General features: G+C 64.7%; 19 protein-coding genes. 16 read left to right on the plus strand and 3 right to left on the minus strand.

What is annotated here, in order from left to right; genetic code table 11:
• Nucleotides 1-7: 7 nt before the first annotated feature.
• From nuoN to V6B08_RS13190, 14 genes are all read left to right on the plus strand, one after another.
• Complete coding sequence (gene nuoN / locus V6B08_RS13125) at nucleotides 8-1,447, plus strand: NADH-quinone oxidoreductase subunit NuoN (protein WP_341981455.1); 1,440 nt, start codon at nucleotides 8-10, stop codon at nucleotides 1,445-1,447.
• 9 nt (nucleotides 1,448-1,456) lie between these two features.
• Nucleotides 1,457-2,206 carry a biotin--[acetyl-CoA-carboxylase] ligase gene (locus V6B08_RS13130; RefSeq protein ID WP_341981457.1) on the plus strand — a complete coding sequence of 250 codons (750 nt, stop codon included), beginning with the start codon at nucleotides 1,457-1,459 and terminating at the stop codon, nucleotides 2,204-2,206.
• 12 nt (nucleotides 2,207-2,218) lie between these two features.
• Complete coding sequence (locus tag V6B08_RS13135) at nucleotides 2,219-2,989, plus strand: type III pantothenate kinase (RefSeq protein ID WP_341981459.1); 771 nt, start codon at nucleotides 2,219-2,221, stop codon at nucleotides 2,987-2,989.
• A gap of 2 nt (nucleotides 2,990-2,991) precedes the next feature.
• Nucleotides 2,992-4,653 (plus strand): ribonuclease J, encoded by a 1,662-nt coding sequence (locus V6B08_RS13140; RefSeq protein ID WP_341981462.1) that lies wholly within the window; start codon nucleotides 2,992-2,994, stop codon nucleotides 4,651-4,653.
• A 46-nt stretch (nucleotides 4,654-4,699) separates the two neighbouring features.
• Nucleotides 4,700-5,104, plus strand: a complete 405-nt coding sequence (mce, locus tag V6B08_RS13145; RefSeq protein WP_341981464.1) for a methylmalonyl-CoA epimerase — start codon at nucleotides 4,700-4,702, stop codon at nucleotides 5,102-5,104.
• A gap of 17 nt (nucleotides 5,105-5,121) precedes the next feature.
• Nucleotides 5,122-5,385, plus strand: coding sequence for a DUF1467 family protein (locus tag V6B08_RS13150; RefSeq protein ID WP_341981466.1), 264 nt, complete (start codon nucleotides 5,122-5,124; stop codon nucleotides 5,383-5,385).
• 467 nt (nucleotides 5,386-5,852) lie between these two features.
• Nucleotides 5,853-6,308, plus strand: a complete 456-nt coding sequence (locus V6B08_RS13155) for a hypothetical protein (RefSeq protein ID WP_341981468.1) — start codon at nucleotides 5,853-5,855, stop codon at nucleotides 6,306-6,308.
• A gap of 119 nt (nucleotides 6,309-6,427) precedes the next feature.
• The gene (gene proS / locus V6B08_RS13160) at nucleotides 6,428-7,753 is read left to right on the plus strand and encodes a proline--tRNA ligase (protein WP_341981469.1); all 1,326 of its coding nucleotides are present in this window, start codon (nucleotides 6,428-6,430) and stop codon (nucleotides 7,751-7,753) included.
• Between the two features lie 6 nt (nucleotides 7,754-7,759).
• Nucleotides 7,760-9,010 carry a lipoprotein-releasing ABC transporter permease subunit gene (locus tag V6B08_RS13165; RefSeq protein ID WP_341981470.1) on the plus strand — a complete coding sequence of 417 codons (1,251 nt, stop codon included), beginning with the start codon at nucleotides 7,760-7,762 and terminating at the stop codon, nucleotides 9,008-9,010.
• Entirely contained in the window at nucleotides 9,003-9,680 is a 678-nt protein-coding gene (locus V6B08_RS13170; protein ID WP_341981473.1) for an ABC transporter ATP-binding protein, read from the plus strand. Before V6B08_RS13165 ends, V6B08_RS13170 begins: the two co-directional genes overlap by 8 nt.
• A complete protein-coding gene (locus tag V6B08_RS13175) occupies nucleotides 9,677-10,774 on the plus strand; it encodes a GGDEF domain-containing protein (protein ID WP_341981475.1) in 1,098 nt (365 codons plus the stop codon). The genes V6B08_RS13170 and V6B08_RS13175 overlap by 4 nt, the downstream gene beginning before the upstream one ends.
• An 85-nt stretch (nucleotides 10,775-10,859) precedes the next feature.
• Nucleotides 10,860-11,324 (plus strand): (2Fe-2S)-binding protein, encoded by a 465-nt coding sequence (locus V6B08_RS13180; RefSeq protein ID WP_341981476.1) that lies wholly within the window; start codon nucleotides 10,860-10,862, stop codon nucleotides 11,322-11,324.
• A 14-nt stretch (nucleotides 11,325-11,338) separates the two neighbouring features.
• Nucleotides 11,339-13,333: a xanthine dehydrogenase family protein molybdopterin-binding subunit gene (locus tag V6B08_RS13185; RefSeq protein ID WP_341981478.1), complete on the plus strand. Its 1,995-nt coding sequence runs from the start codon at nucleotides 11,339-11,341 to the stop codon at nucleotides 13,331-13,333.
• Nucleotides 13,330-14,298 (plus strand): helix-turn-helix transcriptional regulator, encoded by a 969-nt coding sequence (locus V6B08_RS13190; protein ID WP_341981480.1) that lies wholly within the window; start codon nucleotides 13,330-13,332, stop codon nucleotides 14,296-14,298. The genes V6B08_RS13185 and V6B08_RS13190 overlap by 4 nt, the downstream gene beginning before the upstream one ends.
• An 11-nt stretch (nucleotides 14,299-14,309) precedes the next feature.
• Here the strand turns inward: V6B08_RS13190 and V6B08_RS13195 are convergent, their stop codons facing one another.
• The gene (locus tag V6B08_RS13195; protein WP_341981482.1) at nucleotides 14,310-14,843 is read right to left on the minus strand and encodes a GNAT family N-acetyltransferase; all 534 of its coding nucleotides are present in this window, start codon (nucleotides 14,841-14,843) and stop codon (nucleotides 14,310-14,312) included.
• 292 nt (nucleotides 14,844-15,135) lie between these two features.
• On the opposite strand from V6B08_RS13195, the gene dnaE reads away from it, so the two are divergent.
• Entirely contained in the window at nucleotides 15,136-18,597 is a 3,462-nt protein-coding gene (gene dnaE, locus V6B08_RS13200; RefSeq protein WP_341981484.1) for a DNA polymerase III subunit alpha, read from the plus strand.
• 25 nt (nucleotides 18,598-18,622) lie between these two features.
• The gene (pepN, locus tag V6B08_RS13205) at nucleotides 18,623-21,262 is read left to right on the plus strand and encodes an aminopeptidase N (protein ID WP_341981486.1); all 2,640 of its coding nucleotides are present in this window, start codon (nucleotides 18,623-18,625) and stop codon (nucleotides 21,260-21,262) included.
• On the opposite strand, the gene V6B08_RS13210 is transcribed toward pepN, so the two are convergent.
• Both V6B08_RS13210 and V6B08_RS13215 read right to left on the minus strand, forming a co-directional pair.
• Nucleotides 21,229-21,879: a TetR/AcrR family transcriptional regulator gene (locus tag V6B08_RS13210; protein ID WP_341981488.1), complete on the minus strand. Its 651-nt coding sequence runs from the start codon at nucleotides 21,877-21,879 to the stop codon at nucleotides 21,229-21,231. The genes pepN and V6B08_RS13210 overlap by 34 nt on opposite strands.
• Nucleotides 21,876-23,450 carry a DHA2 family efflux MFS transporter permease subunit gene (locus V6B08_RS13215; protein ID WP_341981490.1) on the minus strand — a complete coding sequence of 525 codons (1,575 nt, stop codon included), beginning with the start codon at nucleotides 23,448-23,450 and terminating at the stop codon, nucleotides 21,876-21,878. Before V6B08_RS13215 ends, V6B08_RS13210 begins: the two co-directional genes overlap by 4 nt.
• Nucleotides 23,451-23,470: the final 20 nt, after the last annotated feature.

Below are 23,470 nucleotides of genomic sequence, written 5' to 3' on the forward strand. Positions count from 1 at the left end.
TGGCATCGTGACTTTCGCTTCGCTCGCTCCCGCCTATCCGGAACTCTGGCTCAGCGTTGCCGCCATGGCCTTGCTGCTGCTCGGTGTATTCAAGGGTGAGGGTTCTACTCGCCTGGTCGCCTGGCTCAGCGTCGCCGCCTGCGCCATTGCCGTGCTGCTGATCCTGCAGCAGCCGTCCGGTCCGCGCCCGGCCTTCGAGAACCTGTTCATCGCCGATGGCTTCGCGCGGTTCGCCAAGGTGCTGATCCTGATCGGCTCCGGCTTCGCCATCGTGCAGTCGCTCGGCTATATCCGGCATCACCGCATGGATCGCTTCGAGTATCCGGTGATCGTGCTGCTGGCCACCATCGGCATGATGATGATGGTGTCGGCCAACGACCTGATCGCGCTCTATCTCGGCCTCGAATTGCAGAGCCTGTCGCTCTACATCCTCGCCGGCTTCAAGCGTGATTCCGCCCGCGCCACCGAGGCCGGCCTGAAGTATTTCGTGCTCGGCGCGCTGTCGTCCGGCATGCTGCTCTATGGTTCGTCGCTGATCTATGGCTTCACCGGCGCCACTGGCTTCACCGATATCGCCGCCGCCCTGAAGGGCAGCCAGGGGGCTTCGATCGGTCTGATCATCGGCATCGTGTTCCTGGCTGCCGGCCTGGCCTTCAAGGTTTCCGCCGTGCCGTTCCACATGTGGGTGCCGGACGTCTATGAAGGTGCGCCGACCCCCGTCACGGCCTTCTTCGCCGTGGCGCCGAAGATCGCCGCCATGGCGTTGTTCTGCCGCGCGCTGCTCACGCCGTTCGGCGGCATTTCCGGCGACTGGCAGCAGATCATCATCGTCATCAGTGCGCTTTCCATGGTGCTGGGTGCCTTCGCCGCCATCGCGCAGTCGAATATCAAGCGCCTGATGGCCTATTCCTCCATCGGCCATGTCGGCTATGCCCTGCTCGGCCTCGCTGCCGGCACGGAAGAGGGCGTGCGCGGCGTGCTGATCTACCTCGCCATCTATCTGGCGATGAATGTCGGCACCTTCGCCTGCATTCTCTCCATGCGTCAGCGCGATCGCATGGTGGAAGGCGTCTCCGATCTCGCCGGCCTGGGCAAGACCCATCCCGGCATGGCTTTGCTGCTGGCCGGCTTCATGTTCTCGCTTGCCGGTGTGCCGCCGCTCGCCGGCTTCTTCGGCAAGTTCTATGTCGTGATGGCGGCAATCAACGCCCAGCTCTATGTGCTGGCGGTGATCGGCATGCTCTCCAGCGTCGTCGGTGCCTATTACTATCTTCGCATCGTCAAGGTGATGTATTTCGATGAGGCTTCCGAGCCGCTGGCCAAGCCGGTGCGTACCGAACTCGGCGCCGTCATGGGCATCACCGGCCTGTTCACGCTGCTCTACTTCGTCTATCCGGCGCCGCTGGTGACGGCTGCGGGCGTCGCCGCCAAGGCGTTGTTCCCGTAAGGACAGGCATTGCACTGGCGCCCGCTCGGCTTCGCCGAGATCGACAGCACCAACGAGGAAATCCGCCGCCAGGCCGAAAGCGGGGCGGCGGAAGGATTGGTGGTGACGGCCCGGCGTCAGACCGCAGGGCGCGGGCGCCGTGGCCGTGCCTGGGATAGCCCGGAAGGCAATCTTTTCGTCTCGGTGCTGCTGAAGCCACGCCGCCCGGCGCATGAGGCGGCGACGCTTTCCTTCCTGGTCAGCCTCTGCGTTGCCGAGGCCGTGCTGGAAGCGGCTCCCGCGCTGCAGGGCCGCATTTCCTGCAAATGGCCGAACGATGTGTTGATCGATGGCGCCAAGCTTTCCGGCATCCTGCTTGAGTCCCGCACCGCTCAAGGGGCTGGCCAAGGTGGCGGCCTGCTGGACCACTTGATCGTCGGCATCGGCGTCAACCTGGTCTGGAACCCGGCCGACACGCCTTATCCGGCAACCAATCTCGCCGTGCTGGGAGTGGCGGAAACGCCGGAAAGCTTCCTGCCGCGACTGCTGGGGCGCCTCGGCTTCTGGTATGATCGCTGGCAGGACGAAGGTTTCGCCCCGGTGCGCCAGGCCTGGCTCGGTCTGGCCCAGGGTGTTGGCAAGCCGGCCGTGGCGCGGCTTGGAACCGAGGAAGTGCGCGGCCGCTTCATTGCCCTGGATGAGGGCGGCGGCCTGATCCTGGAACTGGCCGATGGATCTCGCCGCACCATTACTGCCGGTGACGTTTTTCCCGCTGCTTGATAGGAGAGCGACATGCTGCTCGCGATCAATGCCAACAACACCAACGTCAAATTCGGCGTCATCGATGGCGACCGCATCATTGGCGAATGGCGTCAGCATACTTCCGCCATGCGCACCGCCGATGAACATGCGGTGTGGCTGCTGCAACTGATGCAGATTGAGGGCATCGACCCCAAGACCGTGCGCGAGGCGATCATCGCTTCTGTGGTGCCGCAGGCCACCTTCAACCTGCGCCGTCTCTGCACCCGCTATTTCGATACCGAGCCGCTGGTGCTGGGCGAACCAAACGTGGTCTACGGCATCCAGGTGAAGGGCGCCGGTGCTGGCGCCGACCGTATCTGCAACACCATCGGCGCCTCGGTGATGTTTCCCAAGACGCCGATGGTGATTGTCGATTTCGGCACCGCCACTACTTTCGACGTGGTGGATGAGGAGGGCAGCTATTGCGGCGGCGTGATCGCGCCGGGCATCAATCTCTCCATTGAGGCGCTGGTCAATGCCACGGCTTTGCTGCCGCGTATCGTGGTGGAGAAGCCGCAGAAGGTGATCGGCCAGACCACGGTGGCCTGCATGCATTCCGGTGTCTTCTGGGGTTATGTCGGCCTGATCGAAGGCATCGTGGCGCGCATCAAGTACGAATTCGGCCGGCCGATGCGGGTGATCTCTACCGGCGGCTTGGCGCCGGTATTCGATGGCGCCACCGATGTGATCGAGCAGATTGTGCCGGATATCACCGTGCGCGGGCTGATCGAGATCAACCGCCGCAGTCGCAAGGCCGCCTGATCATGGCAGCCACCAAGGCCGATGACGGCCTGTATTTTCTCCCCCTGGGCGGCGCCAACGAGATCGGGATGAATCTCAATCTCTATGGCTACCGCGACCAGTGGCTGATGGTGGATCTCGGCACCAGCTTCGCCGACGACACCGCGCCGGGCGTCGACATGATCGTGCCCGATGTCACCTGGATCGCCGAACGCAAGGACAAGCTGCTCGGCTTGGTGCTGACCCATGCCCATGAGGACCATCTCGGCGCCATCAGCCATTGCTGGCATGAACTCGGCTGTCCGATCTGGGCCACCGGCTTCGCGGCCTCGGTGCTGCGGCGCAAGCTGGAGGAGAAGGGCATCGAGGAACTGGTGCCGATCACCATCTACCAGCCGGGCGAGGTGATCCAACTCGGGCCGTTCCGCATCACGCCCATAGGCATCACCCATTCGACACCGGAAAGCCAGGCACTTGCCATCGAGACGCCGCAGGGCACCATCCTGCATACCGGCGACTGGAAGCTCGATCCCGACCCAGTGCTGGGGCCGGCCACCGACCGCGCGGCGATCCAGCGCTTCGGCGACCAGGGCGTGCTGGCCATGGTCTGCGACAGCACCAATGTGTTCAGCCGCGGCCGCTCCGGTTCGGAAGGCGAGGTGCGCGACAGCCTGCTGAAGCTGCTGGCCGGGCGCGAGGGCCGCATCGCCGTCACCACCTTCGCCTCCAATCTGGCGCGGCTGGAGACGCTCTATGACGTCGCGAAGCGGATCGGCCGCTCGGTCTGCCTGATTGGCCGCTCGCTGCACCGCTTCACGGCGGCGGCGCATGAGAATGGCTATCTGCGCGAGGTGCCGCATCTGGTGGACGAGCGCGAGGCCGGCTACCTGCCGCGCGACAAGGTGATGTATGTCTGCACCGGCTGCCAGGGCGAAGTGCGCGGCGCCATGGCGCGCATCGCCTTCGACCAGCATCCGCATGTGGCATTGAGCCCCGGCGACCTGGCGCTGTTTTCCTCCAAGATCATTCCCGGCAACGAACGCACGCTCTACCGGCTGCATAACGAACTGGTGCTACGCGGCATCGAGGTGATCACCGAGAAGGATGCCTTCGTGCATGTCTCCGGCCATCCCTCGCGCGATGAACTGGCGGAGATGTATGCCCTGGCCCGGCCGCAGATCGCCATCCCGGTGCATGGCGAACCGCGCCATCTGGTGGAGCATGCCCGCTTCGCCCAGAGCCTGCAGGTGCCGCATGGCATCGTGCCGCGCAACGGCGACCTGATCCGCATTGCGCCGAATGGGCCGGAAATGGTGGAGGAGGTGCCGGCCGGGCGCCTGGCCATCGACGGCGACGACCTGATCCCGCTGCAGGGCGGCACGCTGCAGGCCCGCCGCAAGCTCAGCTTCAACGGTACCGCCCTGGTATCCCTGGCGGTGGACGAGAAGGGCTACCTGGAGGCCGATCCGATGGTAACCCTGTCCGGCGTGGTCAACGGCGATGCCGCGGAGCTGGCCGAGACGATTGCCGAGCAGATCGGCAACGCGGTGGACAAATTGTCGCGGCGCCAGCGTTCGGATGCCGATCTGGAGGAAACCGCGATAAAGGTGTTGCGCCGGGCGTTGAAGCCGGTGACGGAGCGGAAACCGCTCTGCCAGGTGCATATCATCCGCTTGTCAGATTGAGCCGCCGACCCGATATTAAGCCTGTAAGACTTTCAAGGAGCCCCCCATGATCGGACGCCTGAACCACGTTGCCATTGCCGTGCCGGACCTTGCCGCAGCCTCGGCCACCTACCGCGACACGCTCGGCGCCAAGGTCTCGGATGCGCTGGCGCAGCCCGATCATGGCGTGACCGTGGTGTTCGTCGAGCTCGACAACACCAAGATCGAATTGCTGCATCCGCTGGGCGAGGGCTCGCCGATCGCCAACTTCCTGGCCAAGAACACCTCGGGCGGCATCCACCATGTCTGCTACGAAGTAACCGACATCTATGCCGCCCGCGACAAGCTGAAGGCGGAGGGCGCCCGCGTGCTCGGCAGCGACGAGCCGAAGATCGGCGCCCATGGCAAGCCGGTGCTGTTCCTGCATCCGAAAGATTTCCTCGGCACCCTGGTGGAGCTGGAGCAGGTCTGAGGACCGGCTTTCAAGTCATGACCTGGTTCAACGCCATCGTTGCTTTCGCCTGCATCTTCATGCTGACCCTGTTCTGCGTGCTGCCGATTGGCGTGCGCACCTCGGAGGAGGCCGGCGAGCAGATGCTGCCCGGCCAGGCCAGTTCAGCGCCGACCAATCCGCGCATGGGCTTCAAGCTGCTGCTTACCTTCCTGATCAGCTTAGGGGTTTTCGCCGCTTTCTATGCGGTGGGCTATTTCGGCCTGATCGATACCCACGCGCTGCTCGGGCGCGGGGAGTAATCTGTTCTACTGAAACCATTGTCATGCCCGGGCCTGCCCCGGGCATCTCACGACACGCGGCCTGAGATGCGCGGCTCAAGGCCGCGCATGACGCTTTCTAGGAGTAGGGGTCATGCTCCGGCTTGGCCGGGGATGCACGCGTTTCATTTTTCCCGGACTTCAGTGCATAACTGCCTAGTTACTAGGCATAATAAAACAAAAAATTTTGTGAAATAGGCATAAAAATAAGGAGCAAGGATGAAACCCTGCTCCGTTTCCCGTCTCGCACGGGTAAGTTTAAGCCTCCCCAGACTTGGGCCGCCTGTTTCCAAGCGGTTGCGATACTTTTATAGCCAAAAGAACGAGCCGTGTCACCGGGTATTTTCACAAAATCTAACAAAATGTTAAGCGAGCCCGGCTAAGCTATTGGAATGTTGCGCAAGGGACTTTTGCATATTCTCGCGGCAGCACTGCTCACGGGTCAGGCAATGGCTCAACAGCCGGCGCAGAAGCCCGCGACTCGCTCCACTACCGCAGATACCAAAGCCGAATCGTCACCCTTGCCGACAGTGGTGGCGCTGGACACCGAATCCTGCCGCAAACTCGTGGCACGGCAGCCGAAAGCCGTGCCCGGTGCGGATTATGTGCCGGGTGTGGACGTGCGGGGCCGTGCCGTGGCGCCGGCGGATCTGCCGCAAGGCAAGACTGGCGCCAGCATTCTGGATCCGCGCCTCGGCATCTCGCTGAAATTCACGCTGGCCGAACTGCTCGGCAGCCGCGCGCCGGCATTGGCGCGGCAGGCGGAAGTGACCGTGGGCAAGCTCGAACTCGATCCCGCCACGGGCAAGCTGAATTTCCAGAACCAGCCGGTGGAGAAGCCGGCGGAAGATGCCGTGCTGGCAGCCTGCCGCGAGCATCTGGCGAAGCTGCCATCCCGGCGTTGAATTCGGCGTGAAGCCCCGGTGTGATCCTGGCCGGGTGCGCCCTTGCGGGGGCGGGGGCCGCGCCTTAAAAACGCCCTAGTGTCGCATCATCAAGTGTCTCGCATCATCAAGGAAGCATCATGCGCCTGAGCCGCTTTTTCCTGCCCGTGCTGAAGGAGAACCCCTCCGAGGCGCAGATCGTCAGCCATCGCCTGATGCTGCGTGCCGGCATGGTGCGCCAGAACGCTGCCGGCATCTATTCCTGGCTGCCGCTGGGCCATCGCGTGCTGAAGCGGATCGAACAGATCGTGCGCGAGGAACAGGATGCCGCCGGCGCCCAGGAAATGCTGATGCCGACCATCCAGTCGGCTGAGCTGTGGCAGAAGAGTGGCCGTTACGATGATTACGGCAAGGAGATGCTGCGCATCACCGACCGCCACGAGCGCCCCTTGCTCTACGGCCCGACCAACGAGGAAATGCTCACCGACATCGTGCGTGGCGACATCAAGAGCTACCGCGAGATGCCGAAGATCATCTACCACATCCAGTGGAAATTCCGCGACGAGGTGCGCCCGCGCTTCGGTGTCATGCGCGGCCGTGAATTCCTGATGAAGGATGCCTATTCCTTCGATCTCGACCAGGCCGGCGCGCGCCGCGCCTATAACCGCATGTTCGTTGCCTACCTGCGCACCTTCGCCCGCCTGGGCTTGCGCGCTATCCCGATGCAGGCCGATACCGGCCCGATCGGCGGCGACTTGAGCCACGAATTCATCATCCTGGCCGAGACCGGCGAGAGCGCCGTGTTCTGCGACAAGGCATTGGTGGAGCGCGATGTGCTAGGCCAGGGCGTGGATTACGAGGCCGATCTGCAGCCCATCGTCGATAGCTGGACCGCGCCCTATGCGGCCACCGAGGAAAAACATGATGCTGCCCGCTTCGAGGCGCTGCCGCAGGAGCGCCAGCTTGCCGCGCGTGGCATCGAGGTCGGCCATATCTTCTATTTCGGCACCAAGTATTCCAAGCCGATGGGCGCGGTGGTGCAGGGGCCGGGCGGCGAGCCGATCACGCTGGAGATGGGCTCCTACGGCATTGGCGTGTCGCGCCTGGTCGGTGCCATCATCGAGGCCAGCCATGACGAGGCCGGCATCATCTGGCCGATGAGCGTGGCGCCGTTCCATGTCGGCTTGATCAACCTGAAGGTCGATGACGCCGCCTGCGCTCAGGCCGCCAACGACCTGCAGGCCAAGCTGGAAGCGGCTGGCCTCACCGTGCTGCATGACGACCGCGACGAACGCGCCGGCGCCAAGTTCGCCACCATGGACCTGATCGGCCTGCCCTGGCAGGTGACGGTCGGCCCGCGCGGCCTCAAGGCCGGCGTGGTGGAAGTGAAGAACCGCGCCAGCGGCGCCAAGGAGGAACTCTCCGTGGATGCCGTCCTCGCCAAACTCGTTGCCGCGAAGGGATAGGCATACATGCCGTTCGGCGCTTTCGAGTGGCTCCTGGCGTTGCGCTACCTGCGTGCTCGCCGCCAGGAGGGCTTCATTTCGGTGATCGCGGTGTTCAGCTTCCTCGGCATCATGCTGGGGGTGGCGACGCTGATCATCGTTATGAGCGTGATGAACGGCTTCCGCGCCGAACTGGTCGGCCGCATCCTTGGTCTCAACGGCCATATCATGATCCAGGCCGAACGCAGCGTGACGCTGGATGACTATGCCCGGGTGGCCGAGAAGGTCGGCGGCCTGGTGCATGTGATCCAGGCCAACCCGATGATCGAGGGCCAGGTGATGGCCACCGCCAACGGCCAGGCGTCCGGCGTTATGGTGCGCGGCATCAAGCAGAGCGACCTGTCGCGCGAGACCAGCATCGCCAAGGGCATGCGCCAGGGCAGCCTGAAGGATTTCACCGGCGAGGATGCGGTGGTGATCGGCCACCGCCTGGCGCGCAAGCTCGGCGTCACGGTCGGCGACAAGGTGACGCTGATCTCGCCGCAGATCACTGCCACGCCGTTCGGCACCGTGCCGCGTGGCCGCGCCTACCAGATTGCCGGCATCTTCGATGTCGGCATGTTCGAGTATGACTCAGGCTTCGTCTTCATGCCGTTCGAGGCCGCTCAGGTTTACTTCCGCCTCGGCGACACGGCGCATGCGGTGGAAGTCCGGCTCGATAACCCGGATCAGGCCCGCCGCATCGGCAACGAGATCATCCAGGCGCTCGGCCCTGGCTATCGCTATTACGACTGGCAGCAGGCCAATGCGCATTTTGTCAGCGCCTTGCAGGTCGAACGCAACGTCATGTTCCTGATCCTGACGCTGATCATCGTGGTGGCGGCCTTCAACATCATTTCCAGCATGATCATGCTGGTGAAGGACAAGGGGCGCGACATCGCCATCCTGCGCACCATGGGCGCGGCGCGCGGCTCGATCCTGCGCGTCTTCGTCATCGCCGGTGCCAGCATCGGCGTGATCGGCACTTTCTTCGGCTTCCTGCTCGGCCTGGGCTTTGCCACCAATATCGAGCATATCCGCCAGTTCCTCCAAAGCCTCACCGGCTGGCAGCTTTTCCCCGCCGAAATCTATTATCTGTCACGTTTGCCGGCCAAGGTGGACTCGAACGAAGTCGTCTATGTCGTGCTGATGGGACTGGCCCTGTCTTTCCTTGCCACGCTCTATCCGAGCTGGCGGGCCGCCCGCCTCGATCCGGTGGAGGCGCTGCGTTATGAGTGATGCGCTGCGGTTGGAGAATGTCATCCGCACCTTTCGCCAGGCCGGTGAGGAATTGCAGATTCTGCGCGGTGTCGACCTGGCGGTGAAGTCCGGCGAGATCGTGGCTTTGCTCGGGCCGTCCGGCTCGGGCAAGTCCACCCTGCTGCATACCGCCGGCCTGCTGGAAGCCGCCGATGGCGGTCGCGTAGTTGTTGGTGGCGAGGATTGCAGCCAGCTTGGCGACCATGGCCGCACGCTGATCCGCCGCCGCCGCATCGGCTTTGTCTACCAATACCACCATCTGCTGCCGGAATTCTCCGCTGTCGAGAATGCCGCCATGCCGCTGATGATCCAGGGGATCGCTCGCGGCAAGGCCAAGGCCGAAGCCACCCGCGTATTGGAGGGCCTGGGGCTTGGCCACCGCCTGACGCATCGGCCGGCGCGTCTCTCCGGTGGCGAGCAGCAGCGCGTGGCGATTGCCCGCGCGGTGATCGCCAAGCCGCAATTGCTGCTGGCCGACGAGCCGACCGGCAACCTGGATGAGCGCACGGCGGAAGCCGCTTTCCAGGCCCTGCTGGCACTGGTGCGCGAGACCGGCATCGGTGCCCTGATCGCTACCCATAACCTGGCCCTGGCGCAGCGCATGGACCGTATCGTCACGCTGCATGAAGGCCGATTGCACGCGGCATGAGTATCCCGCCCGAACCGGTGCCGCCCGCCGAAGCAGCCAGCCGGGTTTCCTACGACGATGACCTTGCCCTGCGCCTCAGTGGCGACAGCAGCTTCCGGGCGGTCCTGTTCTGCCTGCTGATCCTCGGCCTCAATATCCTCGACCGTTTCATCGATCCGGTGCATGCCAATGATGCGCTGCTGTGGCGTTCGGTTGTCGCTGCCGCCATCCTGCTGGTGCAGGGCATATGGGTGGTGTCGAAGCAGAAAAGCTACACGCTCTACCGCCGCCTGGTGCTCACCCATACCATTACCGTGCCGACAGGCCTGACGCTGGCGGTGGCGCAGCTTGATATGGGTCTGGTCTATGGCCTGGCGAATTTCATCTTCATCTACATCTGGATTCCCAGCGTGCTGCCGAGCCGGCGCGACGCACTGCTTGGTGGCCTGTTTTCCGGCACGGCAATCATCGCCATTTCCTGGTTGCATGGCGAACATGGTCTGGCGCTGGCCAATATCATCTGCCTGGTCGGGCTTGGCACCGTGCTGTCGATGCTCACCGCCACCAAATTCGAGGCGTCGCTGCGCCGCGCCTGGGATCAGGAGCAGTTAGCCGCCCAGGAAGCCCGCACCGACATGCTGACCGGCAGCAGCAACCGCCGTCATTTCGAGGAAGTGGCGCTTGCGGAATGGGGCCGTTGCAAACGCTATGGCCGCGATGCCGCCCTGCTACTGTTCGATCTTGATCATTTCAAGCGCGTCAATGACCAGTATGGCCATGGCATCGGCGACCGCGTGCTGCGCCGGGTGGTGGCACTCTGCCGCGACGAGATCCGCGATATCGACACGCTCGCCCGTATTGGTGGCGAGGAATTCGCCCTGCTGCTGCCGGAAACCGATGCCGGCCAGGCAGCAATACTGGCCGAGCGCCTGCGCCAGCGCCTGAGGGACGAACGGATCGATACCGGCAAGGGGGCGATCAGCGTTACCGCCAGTTTTGGTATCGCGCCGCTGCTGAACGGCGACGAGGAATGGCGCCAGGCGCTGCGCCGGGCCGATGCCGCGCTCTATCGCGCCAAGGCCGGCGGGCGGAACCGCGTCGAGCGGGCGGGCTAGATCACCCACCGCATTTTGGCGTGATCGTTCAAGACCGGGCAGGCTGCCACCGGCATGTTCAAGCCTCCACCACAGGGAGGCGGTCATGCAACTCAGCATCAACGGACAACAGGTCACGCTGCCGGACGAGCTTGCCGGGGAACCTTTGCTCTGGTTGTTGCGGGAGGATCTGGGTCTTACCGGCACCAAGTTCGGCTGCGGCGTCGGGCTCTGCGGTGCCTGCACCCTGCATGTCGATGGCGTCGCCACCCGCGCCTGCCAGGTGACAGCATTGGACGTCGCCGGGCAGGCGATTGTCACCATCGAAGGCTTGGGCGGCCCAGATGCACTGCACCCGGTGCAGCAGGCCTGGATCGCCGAGCGGGTACCACAATGCGGCTATTGCCAGGCCGGGCAGATCATGGCCGCCGCCGCCTTGCTCAGCACCAATCCAACCCAGGACGATGCTGCCATAGACGCGGCGATGAGCGGCAATCTCTGCCGCTGCGGCACCTATTGCCGCATCCGCCGCGCCATTCATCGCGCCGCAGGTAAGGGGGCCGGGCAATGAGAGGGCGAGCCTCCATGTCGCGCCGCCATTTCGGTTTGGGCGTCGTTCGCGCCGCAGCCGGTATCAGCGTATTTGCATCACTGCCGGCTTGTGCTGCTTCGCTTAATCCGCTGCCGGTGCTGCCGACGCGCGGCGGACCGGAACCCGCGCATAGTATTCAATGGCTGCATCGCGCGGCCGATGGTCGCGTAACACTGCTGCTGCCGCGCCAGGAAATGGGGCAGGGGATTGCCGCCGGCCTCTGCCGCATCGTCGCCGCCGAACTGGACGTGCCGCCGCAGCAGATTGCGGTGCGGCTGCCCGATACCGGCGAGATTCAGCCAGTGCGCGCCACGGTGGGCAGCGACAGCATCAAGGATTTCGCCCTGCCGGTGGCGCGTGCCGCTGCGCTGCTGCGCGAGCATCTTGCGGCTGGCGGCGGGGCCGGCAGGCTGGAGGATCGCGGCCAACCGGTAGCCCTGCGCAGCCAGGTGCCGGGTGTGCTGGCGGCGTTGCCGGACCACGATCCGGCGTTGCAGGCCATCGTCGGCGGCGCACCGCTCTATGCCGGCGATATCCGGTTGCCCGGCATGCTGCACGGCCTGGTGCTGGCGCCGGACATGGCGCTGCCGGCTGTGATGCCGCCGGGCGTGAAACTGGTGACATTGAGTGATGGCCGGCGCGGCCTGCTGGCGGAACGCGCCGCTGCGCTGCATGGCGTAGCGCTCGCACCGTCCGACAAACCTGCCGCCATGCCGGCATTGGATATCGACGCGCTGCAAAGCCAGGGCCGGTTGGAGCATCGCCTGTTGCGGGATGCCATCGTTGAGGCTGGGCCCTGGAGCCTGGACCGGCGCTACGACATTCCCTTCGCCGCCCATGCCGGCATCGAGACCCGGAGTGCCGTGGCGCAATGGCATGCCGGCGGCAGCACGCGGCTGGAAGTCTGGACCGGCAGCCAGGATCTATTCTTCGTGCGCGGCAGCCTGGCGCGGCATTTCGGCCTGTCCACCGAAGCCGTGAAGGTGCATGGCTGCCGCATCGGCGGCGGTTTCGGCGCCCGCACCATCGTGCGCGCCGAACTGGAGGCTGCCCTGCTGAGTCAGGCGGCGGGCAAGCCGGTGAAGGTGCAATGGCGGCGGCTGCAGGAATTCACCGAAGGCTTCCACCGCCCGCCGAGTTCGCATCGCATCCGCGCCCGCCTGGATGCAGCGGGCCGCATCACCGACTGGTGGCATGGCTTTGCTTCCGGGCACGTGATCTTCACCTCGGCGGCGATGCCGCGCTGGATGCAGGCGGTCACCAGCTTTGTCGCCGATCCTGGTGTGGCACGTGGCGCGGTGCCGCCCTATGGCTTCGCGCGCCGCCGCGTCGAATTCAGCGATGTGCGGCTACCCATCGATACCGGGCCATGGCGCGGCCTTGGCGCCGGGCCGAACGGCTATGCCATCGAGGCGGCGATGGATGAACTTGCGCGCCTTGCCGGCCAAGATCCGGTGGCTTTCCGCCTCGCGCATCTGGGCCCCGAACAGGCGAGGCTCGCCGCTTGCCTGCGCCGTGCCGCCGAACTTGCCGGGCCGCCGCCCGCTATCCCGGGCAGCGGGCGTGGTGTTGCCTGCGGCATCTACAAGGATCATGCCTATGCGGCGGTGATCGCCGACATGGCGGTGGATCCAGCCAGCGGTGCGGCACGGGTGCTGCAAGTCGTCTGTGCCCATGATTGCGGCCCGCTGGTGGATGCCGACCAGGTGCGGGCCCAGATCGAGGGCAACCTGCATTGGGGCCTGGGCATGGTGCTGCTGGAGGCGCTGCCGATTGAGGCGGGGCGGGTGGCTGCCTATACTTTCGCTGATTATCCGATCCCGACCATCGACGTGATGCCGACAATCCATATTGCTTTGCTCGAACCACCAGAGACAAAGCCGGGCGGTGCCGGCGAAACCGCCATGGTCGGGCTTGCCGCCTTTGCCATTGGCATCGCCGCCGCCACCGGCCGGCCGTTGACGCAACTGCCCTACAGACCGGCATGAGCAGCTTCGCCAGCGCCGCCTTTGTCGGCCTGATCCTGCGGCGCATGGCGCTGGCCGGGCTGGAGCCGCCGCCAGACGTGACGGCCTCCGGCCTGCTGGCGCGCGCGTTGCAGCCCGGCGGCAATGTGCAGGTGGCGCTGGCGCTGAAGCAGGCGCTGCTGCGCCACGCCGCCATCGAGCGCGGCGCCGGGTTCCTGCTCGGCATCGGCCAGGGCATTCACGACGTGCCGAGCGACCCGACCCTGGACGTGTTGCGCCGTGCCGCCAGCGCCGCCGATTTGCTGCTGCGCTGGCAGCGACTGGAAAGCTATCACCACTCGCATCACCGCACGCGCATCGAGGCGCTTGATGAAGCCGGCGGCACTGCGTTGCTGCGCCATGTCTCGCTGGGACCCACACCGCCGGCAGCGGTGGAGGATATCGTGGTGCTGGGTCTGCTGGCGGCCCTGTTCCAGGCCATCGGCTGCCGTGGCCTGGAGATCGACCTGATTGCCGGCAATGGCACCGCCCTGGCGGCGATGCGGGATGACCGCATCCTGCTTGATGCTGCCTTGCCGGCGGACGGCACGGCCCAATGGCGTCTGCGCTGGCGGCAACAGCTGCTCGACACAGTGAGTATCCCCCGGGATGCTGCCGAGGGATTGATCGAGCGGCTCTATGCCCTGTTCGATGATGATCCATTCCGGCAGTGGAGCTTGGGCGAGGCCGGGCGTGCGCTCGGCCTGTCGTCGCGCAGCCTGCAACGGCGGCTGGCGGAAGCCGGCGCCGGCTATGCCGGCATCCAGCGCGATGCACGGGTGAAACGTGCCGCCCGCGCCATGCTGGCCGGGCCGGCAACGCTGGCCGAAATCGGCTATGCCGCCGGCTTTGCCGACCAGGCGCATTTCACCCGCGAGTTCCGCCGTGTCACCGGCATGCGACCGGCGGAATGGCGCCGGGTTGCGCTGGCGCCGCCGCCGGCTTAAGCCGCGCCGACTTAACCTTGCCGGCGTGCGCGCCATTCCGCGCGGCTCTGGCCCCAGAGGTCGAGTTCGAGATTGAATGGCTCGGGCAGGTTGCCCCGGCGCAGGATGCGCGAGCCAAGGCGCCGGGCCACGGCCTGCGAGGGCGTGTTGGCCGGATCGATGCAGTGGATCACTTCATCCCAGCCGAGATTGTCGAAGGCCCAGTCGATGGCGGCGGTGGCGCCTTCGGTGGCGTAGCCCTTGCCCCAGGTATCGCGCACCAGGGCCCAGCCGACTTCGTGGCCGGGCCAGCCTTCCGGTTCCCACGGCCCGAGCCGGCCGATCCAGCGCCCGGTGGCCTTCTCGATCACCGAGAACATGGAATAGCCGTTCACCATCCAGCCGCCGGAAATCAGCGCCATGCTGCGCCAGGCCATCACCGGGTCCTTGGCGCCGCCGATATAGCGCTGTGCTTCCGCATCGGCGGAGAAGTTGTACCAATCGGCGCGCTCATCCGCCTGGGGCGGGCGCAGGATCAGGCGCGGGGTTTCAAGGATGACGGACATGGCTGACACCCGATGCGGACATGGGAACAAAAGGGCCGGGAGACTACACCGAACGCGGCAAAGCCCAAAGACTAGAATGGTTTTCTGCTTCGTTCGCCTAAATCTGGGAGTCGTCCGCGCCTGTTCCGAATCGGCTGCGACTCGTGGGCCATCTCAAGGCGGCGCAAGCACAAAATCTTGTGGATTGTTCGCGGAATGGCCTGACGGATCTGGGATTCACCCCAGGGGCGTTCTGGCTTCACGGGCCTAGGCGCCGTATCGTATCGGGGCAGAACGGGAGTCGCACGCTGCCATGGCCCACGCTGATTTTGTCCACCTCCGCGTCCACACCGCCTATTCGCTCACCGAAGGCGCCATCCGGGTGGAAAAGCTTGCCGATCTCTGCCTCAAGCACCGTATGCCGGCGGTGGCGATCACCGACACCAACAACCTGTTTGGTGCCCTGGAAGGCTCCAAGGCCCTGGCTGGCAAGGGCGTGCAGCCGATCATCGGCTGTCAGCTCAATGTCTCGCGCCTCGACCAGCAGGCCGGCGGCTTCGGCAAGGCGCTGAAGAAGCCCGACCCTGACCGCGTGGTGCTGCTGGCCCAGAATGCCGAGGGCTATGCCCATCTGATGAAGCTTTCCACCAAGGCCTATCTGGAAGTGCCGCCGGGCGAGGCGCCGCAGGTGGCCTGGGAGGACCTGGAAGCCTGGAATGGCGGCCTGATATGCCTCTCTGGCGGCATCGACGGCCCGGTGGCACGGCTGCTTGCCGATGGTCAGGCTGACGCGGCAAGGGTGGCCCTGCTGCGGCTGCGCGGGATTTTCGCCGACCGGCTCTATGTCGAGTTGCAGCGCCATGGCTGGGCGGCGGAAGCCCGCGCCGAACCGGGCCTGCTCGATCTCGCCTATGAACTCAATATCCCGCTGGTGGCGACCAACGACTGCTACTTCGCCGACCAGGGCATGTATGAGGCGCATGACGCTTTGCTCTGCATCGCGGAAGGCGCCTATGTCAGCCAGACCAACCGTCGCCGCGTCACGCCCGAACACCGCTTCAAGTCGGCCGAGGAAATGCGGGTGCTGTTCGCCGATCTGCCCGAGGCGATCGACAATACCCTGGTGATTGCGCGGCGCTGTGCCGTGAAGGCCGATGAGCGGGCGCCGATCCTGCCCAACTTCGGCGATGGCTCCGGCGAGAGCGAAGCCGATACGCTGCGTCGCATGGCGCGTGAGGGCCTGGAAAAACGCCTGGTGCAGATCGGCGTTTCCGGCGAGGCCGCCAAACCCTATTGGGACCGCCTCGACTTCGAGTGCAACACCATCATCAACATGAAGTTCCCGGGCTACTTCCTGATCGTGGCCGACTTCATCCAGTGGTCGAAGCGCAATGGCGTCGCGGTGGGACCGGGCCGTGGTTCCGGCGCCGGCTCGGTGGTCGCCTGGGCGCTGACCATCACCGACCTTGATCCGCTCCGCTTCGGCCTGCTGTTCGAACGCTTCCTCAATCCGGAACGCGTCTCGATGCCTGACTTCGATATCGATTTTTGTCAGGAGCGGCGCGACGAAGTGATCCGCTACGTGCAGCAGAAATATGGTGCTGCCAACGTCGCGCAGATCATCACCTTCGGAAAGCTGCAGGCGCGCGCCGCGCTCCGCGATGTCGGTCGCGTGCTGCAGTTGCCCTTGGGCCAGGTCGACCGTATCTGCAAACTGGTGCCGAACAACCCGGCCAACCCGGTGACGCTGGAACAGGCCATCACCCTGGAGCCGCGCCTGCGCGAGGAACGCGACCGCGACGAGGCGGTGGCGCGCATGATCAACGTGGCGCTGAAACTGGAAGGCCTCTACCGCAACGCCTCGACCCATGCCGCCGGCGTGGTGATCGGTGACCGTCCGCTGGTGGAGTTGGTGCCGCTCTACCGCGATCCCCATGCCAGCATGCCGGCGACGCAATTCTCGATGAAATACGCCGAAGCGGCCGGCCTGGTGAAATTCGACTTCCTCGGCCTGAAAACCCTCGACGTGCTGGAAAAGGCCATCGAGCTGATCCGCAAGCGCGGCGTCGATATCAGCCTGGCGACGATACCATTGAGCGATAAACCGACCTTCGACCTGCTCGGGCGCGGCGATGCGGTTGGCGTGTTCCAGTTTGAAGGCAGCGGCATGCGCGACATGCTGCGCGGCATGAAGCCGGACGCCTTCGAGGACCTGATCGCGCTGGTGGCGCTCTATCGCCCCGGTCCGATGGAGAATATCCCGAGCTATATCCGCCGCAAGCACGGGCAGGAAACGCCCGACTACATGCACGAAAAGCTCAAGCCGGTGCTGGAGGAGACCTACGGCGTCATCATCTACCAGGAACAGGTGATGGAAATCGCCAAGATCCTGTCCGGCTATTCGCTCGGCGATGCTGATTTGCTGCGCCGTGCAATGGGCAAGAAGATCAAGGCCGAGATGGACGCGCAGAAGGAGCGCTTCGCCGAGGGCGCCAAGAAGAACGGCGTCGATCCGGGCCTGGCCGCCGAAATCTTCGAGCGCGTGGAAAAGTTCGCCGGCTACGGCTTTAACAAAAGCCACGCGGCGGCCTATGCGCTGGTGGCCTGGCATACGGCGTATCTCAAGGCGAACTACCCGGTCGAGTTCCTGGCCGCGTCGATGACGCTCGATATCTCAAACACCGACAAGCTGAACGTGTTCCGTCAGGAATGTTCGCGTCAGGGCATCCCCTTGCTGCCGCCGGATATCAACCGCTCGGAAGTCGAGTTTGGCGTCGAGCAGCTTGCCGATGGCAAGGGCGCGATCCGCTATGCGCTGGCAGCCGTGCGCAATGTTGGCGCCGCCGCGATGGCGCAGGTGGTGGCGGCGCGCAAGGCCGGTGGTCCGTTCAAGAACCTGTTCGACATGGCTAGCCGCGTCGATCCCGCGGCACTGAACAAGCGCATGCTGGAGAACCTGGCTAAGGCCGGCGCCTTCGACGGGCTGGAGAAGAACCGCGCCAGAACCATGGCTGGCCTCGAAACCTTGATCCGCCATGCCCAGGTGAAAGCGGAGGAACGTGGCAGCAGTCAGGTTTCCATGTTCGGCGGCGGTGGCCCGGCGCAGGAACGCGAGCCGAAACTGGCCGATGTCGAGCCGTGGAATCCGATGGACCAGCTCGCCAAGGAATTCGAAGCCATCGGCTTCTATCTCTCGGCGCATCCGCTGGATGCCTACCAGGCAACGCTCAACCGCGTCGGCGCCAAACGCCATGCCGAGATGATGAAGCTGCTGCATAGCGGCGAACAGGTGTTCAAGATCGCCGGCACCGTGGTGTCGCGCCAGGAGCGCACCTCGCAGAAGGGCAAGCGTTTCGCCTTTGTCGGCTGCTCGGATGCCACCGGCATGTTCGAGATCATGGTGTTCTCGGAGATCCTGGCGGCGCATCGCGAATGGCTCGAGCCGGGCAAGAACCTGGTCTGGACCGTCAATGCCCGCATCGAAGGCGAGCAGGCGCGCTTCACGGCGCAGAAGGTGGAGTTGCTAGACGATGTGGCGGCGCGCGCCGCTGCCGGCATCCGCATCGTGATCGAGAACGAGAAGCCGATCCCGCGTATCCAGGAATTGCTCGGCAAGGCCGGAAGGGGACGCGGCGAGGTGCGGCTCGGCATGCAGCTCGTCACCGAGGAACTGATCGACGCCGATATCAAACTGCCTGCCACTTTCGCCGTGAACCCGCAACTGCGTGGCCAGATCCGCGTGCTGCCCGGCGTGGTGGAAGTCTACGATATATAAGCCTACGACATATAAGGTTTAAGCCATGGACGCCCGTTTAGCCGAGACGCAGCAGCCCCAGACCATCCGCCGTGAGGATTACCGGCCACCGGATTTCCGTATCGCCACGGTCGATCTGGAATTTGATCTGTTGCCGCACACGACCAAGGTGAAGGCGACGCTTGGGGTCGAAGCGGCGCAGCCGGGCAAGCCGCTGGTGCTGGATGGCGAGGCGCTGAAGCTGCTTGGCCTGGCCATTGATGGCCGCGCTCTGGTAGCCGACGAGTATGCCGTCACGCCGCATGGCCTGACGATCCATAATCCGCCGGCCAAGTTTACGCTGGTGATTGACACCGAGATTGACCCCGCCGGCAACACGCAACTGACCGGGCTGTACCAGTCGAGCGGCAATTACTGCACGCAATGCGAGGCGCAGGGTTTCCGCCGCATTACCTATTTCCTCGACCGCCCGGATGTGATGTCGATCTACCGCGTCACCATCCGCGCCGAGAAGAAGTCTTGCCCGGTGTTGCTATCCAACGGCAACCTGGTGGGGCAGGGCGATCTGCCCGATGGCCGGCATTTTGCTGTGTGGCACGATCCGCACAAGAAGCCCTGCTATCTCTTCGCCCTGGTGGCCGGCGATCTCGCCTGCAACGAGGACAGCTTCGTCACCCAATCGGGCCGCACGGTGGCGTTGCGCATCTTCACCGAACATGGCAAGGCGGCGCGGTCGGCCTATGCCATGGACGCGCTGAAACGCTCGATGCGCTGGGACGAAACCCGTTTCGGCCTGGAATACGATCTGGACCTGTTCAATATCGTCGCGGTCAGCGACTTCAACATGGGGGCGATGGAGAACAAGAGCCTCAATGTGTTCAACGACCGCTATATCCTGGCCGACCCCGATACCGCCACCGACGCCGATTATGCCGGCATCGAGGCGGTGGTGGCGCATGAGTATTTCCATAACTGGACCGGCAACCGCATCACCTGCCGCGACTGGTTCCAGTTGAGCCTCAAGGAAGGGCTGACGGTTTTCCGTGATCAGGAATTCTCTTCCGACATGCGTTCGCGCCCGGTGGCGCGCATCCAGGAAGTGCGGGCGCTGCGGGCGCGGCAATTCCCCGAGGATGCCGGGCCTTTGGCGCATCCGATCCGCCCCGATGCCTATATCGCCATCGACAATTTCTACACCGCGACGGTCTACGAAAAGGGCGCCGAGGTCATTCGCATGCTTCATACCCTGCTGGGCGAGGCCGGGTTCATGCAGGGCATGAAACTCTACGTCGAGCGCCATGACGGCGAGGCGGCAACCTGCGATCAATTCGTCGCGGCCATGGCCGATGCCAATGGCTTCGACGCCAGCCAATTCAAGCTGTGGTACGCCCAGGCCGGCACGCCGAGCCTGGAAGTCGCCGGGCATTACGATGTCGCCAGCGGCAGTTACGAACTCACCGTGGCGCAATCCTGCCCGCCGACGCCGGGCCAGCCGGTGAAACAGCCGATGCATATGCCGTTGAAGCTCGGCCTGCTCGATGCCCAGGGGCGCGACATGCCGCTGGTCCTGGAGGGCGAGGCAGCACCGCTTGAAGGTGGCGTGCTTCATATCCGCGCCGAGCGCCAGACTTTCCGCTTCAAGAATGTCGCAGCCCCCCAGGCGCTGTCGCTCAATCGCGGCTTCTCGGCGCCGGTGCTGATCAAGAATGAAAAGAGTGGCGCCGAGCGCGCCTTCCTGATGGCACATGACAGCGATGCCTTCGCGCGCTGGGAGTCCGGCCAGCAATATGCTGCCGAGCTGCTGCTGCGCCGTGTGGCTGATGCCGGTGCGGCCTATGACCAGGCCTTCATCGATGCGGTCGGGCAAATTCTCAAGGATGGCGCATTGGAGCCGGCCTTCGCCGCCGAGGCCATCGTGCTGCCATCGGAAGATTATATCGCCGACCAGATGGCGGTGGTGGATGTGGAGGCGATCTATGCCGCGCGCAAGGCATTGCGGCGCGAGATTGCCGGGGGGCATCGTGATCTGTTGCTGAAGCTGTATGCCGCCAACAATGTCACGGGCGCCTACAGCCCCGATGCGGCTTCGGCCGGCAAGCGCAGCCTGAAGAATGTGGCACTTGGCTACCTTGCCGAATTTGCCGCCGAGGACAAGGCGATCCTCAAGCTGGTAAGCGACCAGTTCGATGCTGCGGACAACATGACCGACCGCATGGCGGCGTTGCGCATCCTGGTCGACCTGGATGTGCCGGAGCGCGTGCGCGCGCTGGCGGCTTTCCATGACCGCTACAAGGATGATGCCCTGGTGCTCGACAAGTGGCTTTCCCTGCAGGCCATCTCGGTGCTGCCGGGCACACTTGATCAGGTGCAGGGCCTGCTCAAGCATCCGGCTTTCTCGATGACCAAGCCGAACAAGGTGCGCGCCCTGGTCGGCAGCTTCACCGCTAATGCCTTGCGCTACCATGCCGCCGATGGCTCGGGCTATGCCTTCCATGCCGAGCGGATGCTGGAGCTGGACAGGCTCAATCCGCAGGTGGCGGCGCGGCTGCTGGCACCCTTGGGCCGCTGGCGCCGCTTCGATACCGGACGGCAAGCGAAAATGAAGGCAGAACTGGCGCGCGTGCTGGCGCAGCCGGGGCTGTCGCGCGAGACCTACGAGATCGCGTCCAAGTCGCTGGCTGAGTAAGCAGCGAGGAAGACGCGCACGGCGCTGCTGACGCGGCGTTCGATCTCGGCCTCCGGCATGCCGCCGGGTTCCAGCTTGAGCAGGCGGCGGATTGTGTTGTGGCCGATCAGCATGCCGAAGAACTGCTCGGCGGCGAGCCGGGTATCGGTAATGCTGAGCCGTCCGGCTTTTGCTTCGCGGCCGAGATAATCGGCCAGCCGCGCCAGGCCATTGCCGGGTCCATTGGCGTAGAAGGTCGGGCCGATGCTTGGGAATTGCGGCGCCGAGTTGATCAGCAGGCGCTGGAAGCTGGTCGAGCGTTCGGTGGTGAGGACGCGCAGATAGCTTTGCCCAAGCAGTTGCAGCACCTCGCGCGGTCCGCTGCCGGGTGCGATATCGGCCAGCGGTGCGGTGATCGTGCCGGCGGTGGCCTGCACGATGGCGGCGAAGAGGTCGTCCTTGCCCTCGAACAGATTGTAGATGGTCTGGCGCGAGACCCCGGCTTCCGCCGCTATCGTCTCAAGCCCGATGCCATAGCCATGTTCCAGGAACAGTCGCCGCGCGGTTTCCAGGATCGCCTGGCGCTTCGCCGGATCGGCGGGGCGACCGCGCTTCGCTTTCGGCTTTAGGGCGGTCAATGGCCACCCCCACCACTGCCAACCAGGATCGGTCGCTTGGCAAAAGCGACGGCAAGGGCGGCGGCGGCGAACAGCAGGGTCAGCAGAAAGAAGCAGTCGCCGAAAGCCATGACATAGGCCTGCTGGCTCACCTTGTTGCCGAGCAGCTTGGCCGCCAGCACGGTATCGTCGCTTTGCAGCGGCTGCGCCAATCTCACGCCCATGTTGTCGATGTATTCCTGGATTTCCCAGCGGCCGGGATTCACGGCCTCCACCAGTCGGTTCCAGTGCAGCGCGGTGCGGTCGATCATCACCGTGTTGATGCCGGCAAGCCCGAAGGCGCCACCGAGATTGCGCGTGAGGTTATAGAGCCCGCTGGCATTCTTCACTTCTTCGGCGGGCAGCGTGCCGAGCGAGATGACATTGATCGGCACGATGCAGAACATCAGTGCCGCGCCGCGCAGGATCTGCGGCACCAGCATTTCGTTGAACTGCCACTCGGCGGTGAGATGTGCCATGCTCCAGGTGGAAAGCGCCAGCAGGGTGAAGCCGAAGGCCAGCACCGGGCGCGGATCGACCTTTCGTGCCATGGCGCCGGCGATGGGCGCGGCCATGAACTGCACGATGCCGGTGACGAACATGATCTCGCCGATCTGCAGGCTGTTGAGGCCACGCACGCGGGCGAGGTAGAGCGGCATCAGGTAGACCAGGCCATAGAGGCCGACGCCGATGGTGAGGCTGAACAGGCAGCCGGTGGCGAAATTGCGGTTGCGGAACGCCTTGAGGTCGACCACCGGGTTTTCGTGCGTGATGGTGCGCCAGAAAAACAGCACGCCGCCGATGGCGCAGGCGATGGCGAAGTTGCGGATCGTCTCGTCGGCCAGCCAGTCATGGCGCGGGCCTTCCTCGATCACGTATTCCAGGCTGCCGAGAAACAGGGCCATGGCGGCGAGGCCGAGATAGTCGAAGCCCTCGAGCAGGCTGAAATCCGGCTTGTCGATATCCATGAAGCCCCAGACCAGCAGGCAGACGATGACGCCCGGCACCACGTTGATCAGGAACAGCCAGTGCCAGGACATGAGCTGCGTCAGGTAGCCGCCAAGCGTCGGGCCGATGGTGGGGGCCAGCGTGGCGACCAGGCCGATCACCACCGTGGCGCTGGCCAAGCGCGAACGCGGAAAGATCAGGTAGACGGTGGCGAACACGGTGGGGATCATGGCGCCGCCGAGGAAGCCCTGCAGGGCGCGCATCACGATCATGGCTTCCAGGCTGTTGGCGAAAGCGCAGCCGATCGAGGCAATGGTGAAGCTGGCCGCCGATGCCACGAACAGCACGCGGGTGGAAAGTAGCCGCGACAGGTAGCCCGAGAACGGAATCATGATCACTTCGGCGATCAGATACGACGTCTGCACCCAGCTTATCTCGTCCGCCGATGCAGCCAGGCCGGCCTGAATCTCGCTCAAGGATGACGAGACGATCTGGATGTCCAGGATCGCCATGAACATGCCCAGCACCATGGCGAAGTAGCCGATGCGCACACCAGCGCTCGGCATCTTCTCCGGGATGGTGATGGCTTCGGCAGCCGTGGCCATGGCCGGCCTCTTTTCCTTAA

This window comes from Ferrovibrio sp. MS7, from assembly GCF_038404985.1.
Lineage (GTDB): Bacteria > Pseudomonadota > Alphaproteobacteria > Ferrovibrionales > Ferrovibrionaceae > Ferrovibrio > Ferrovibrio plantarum.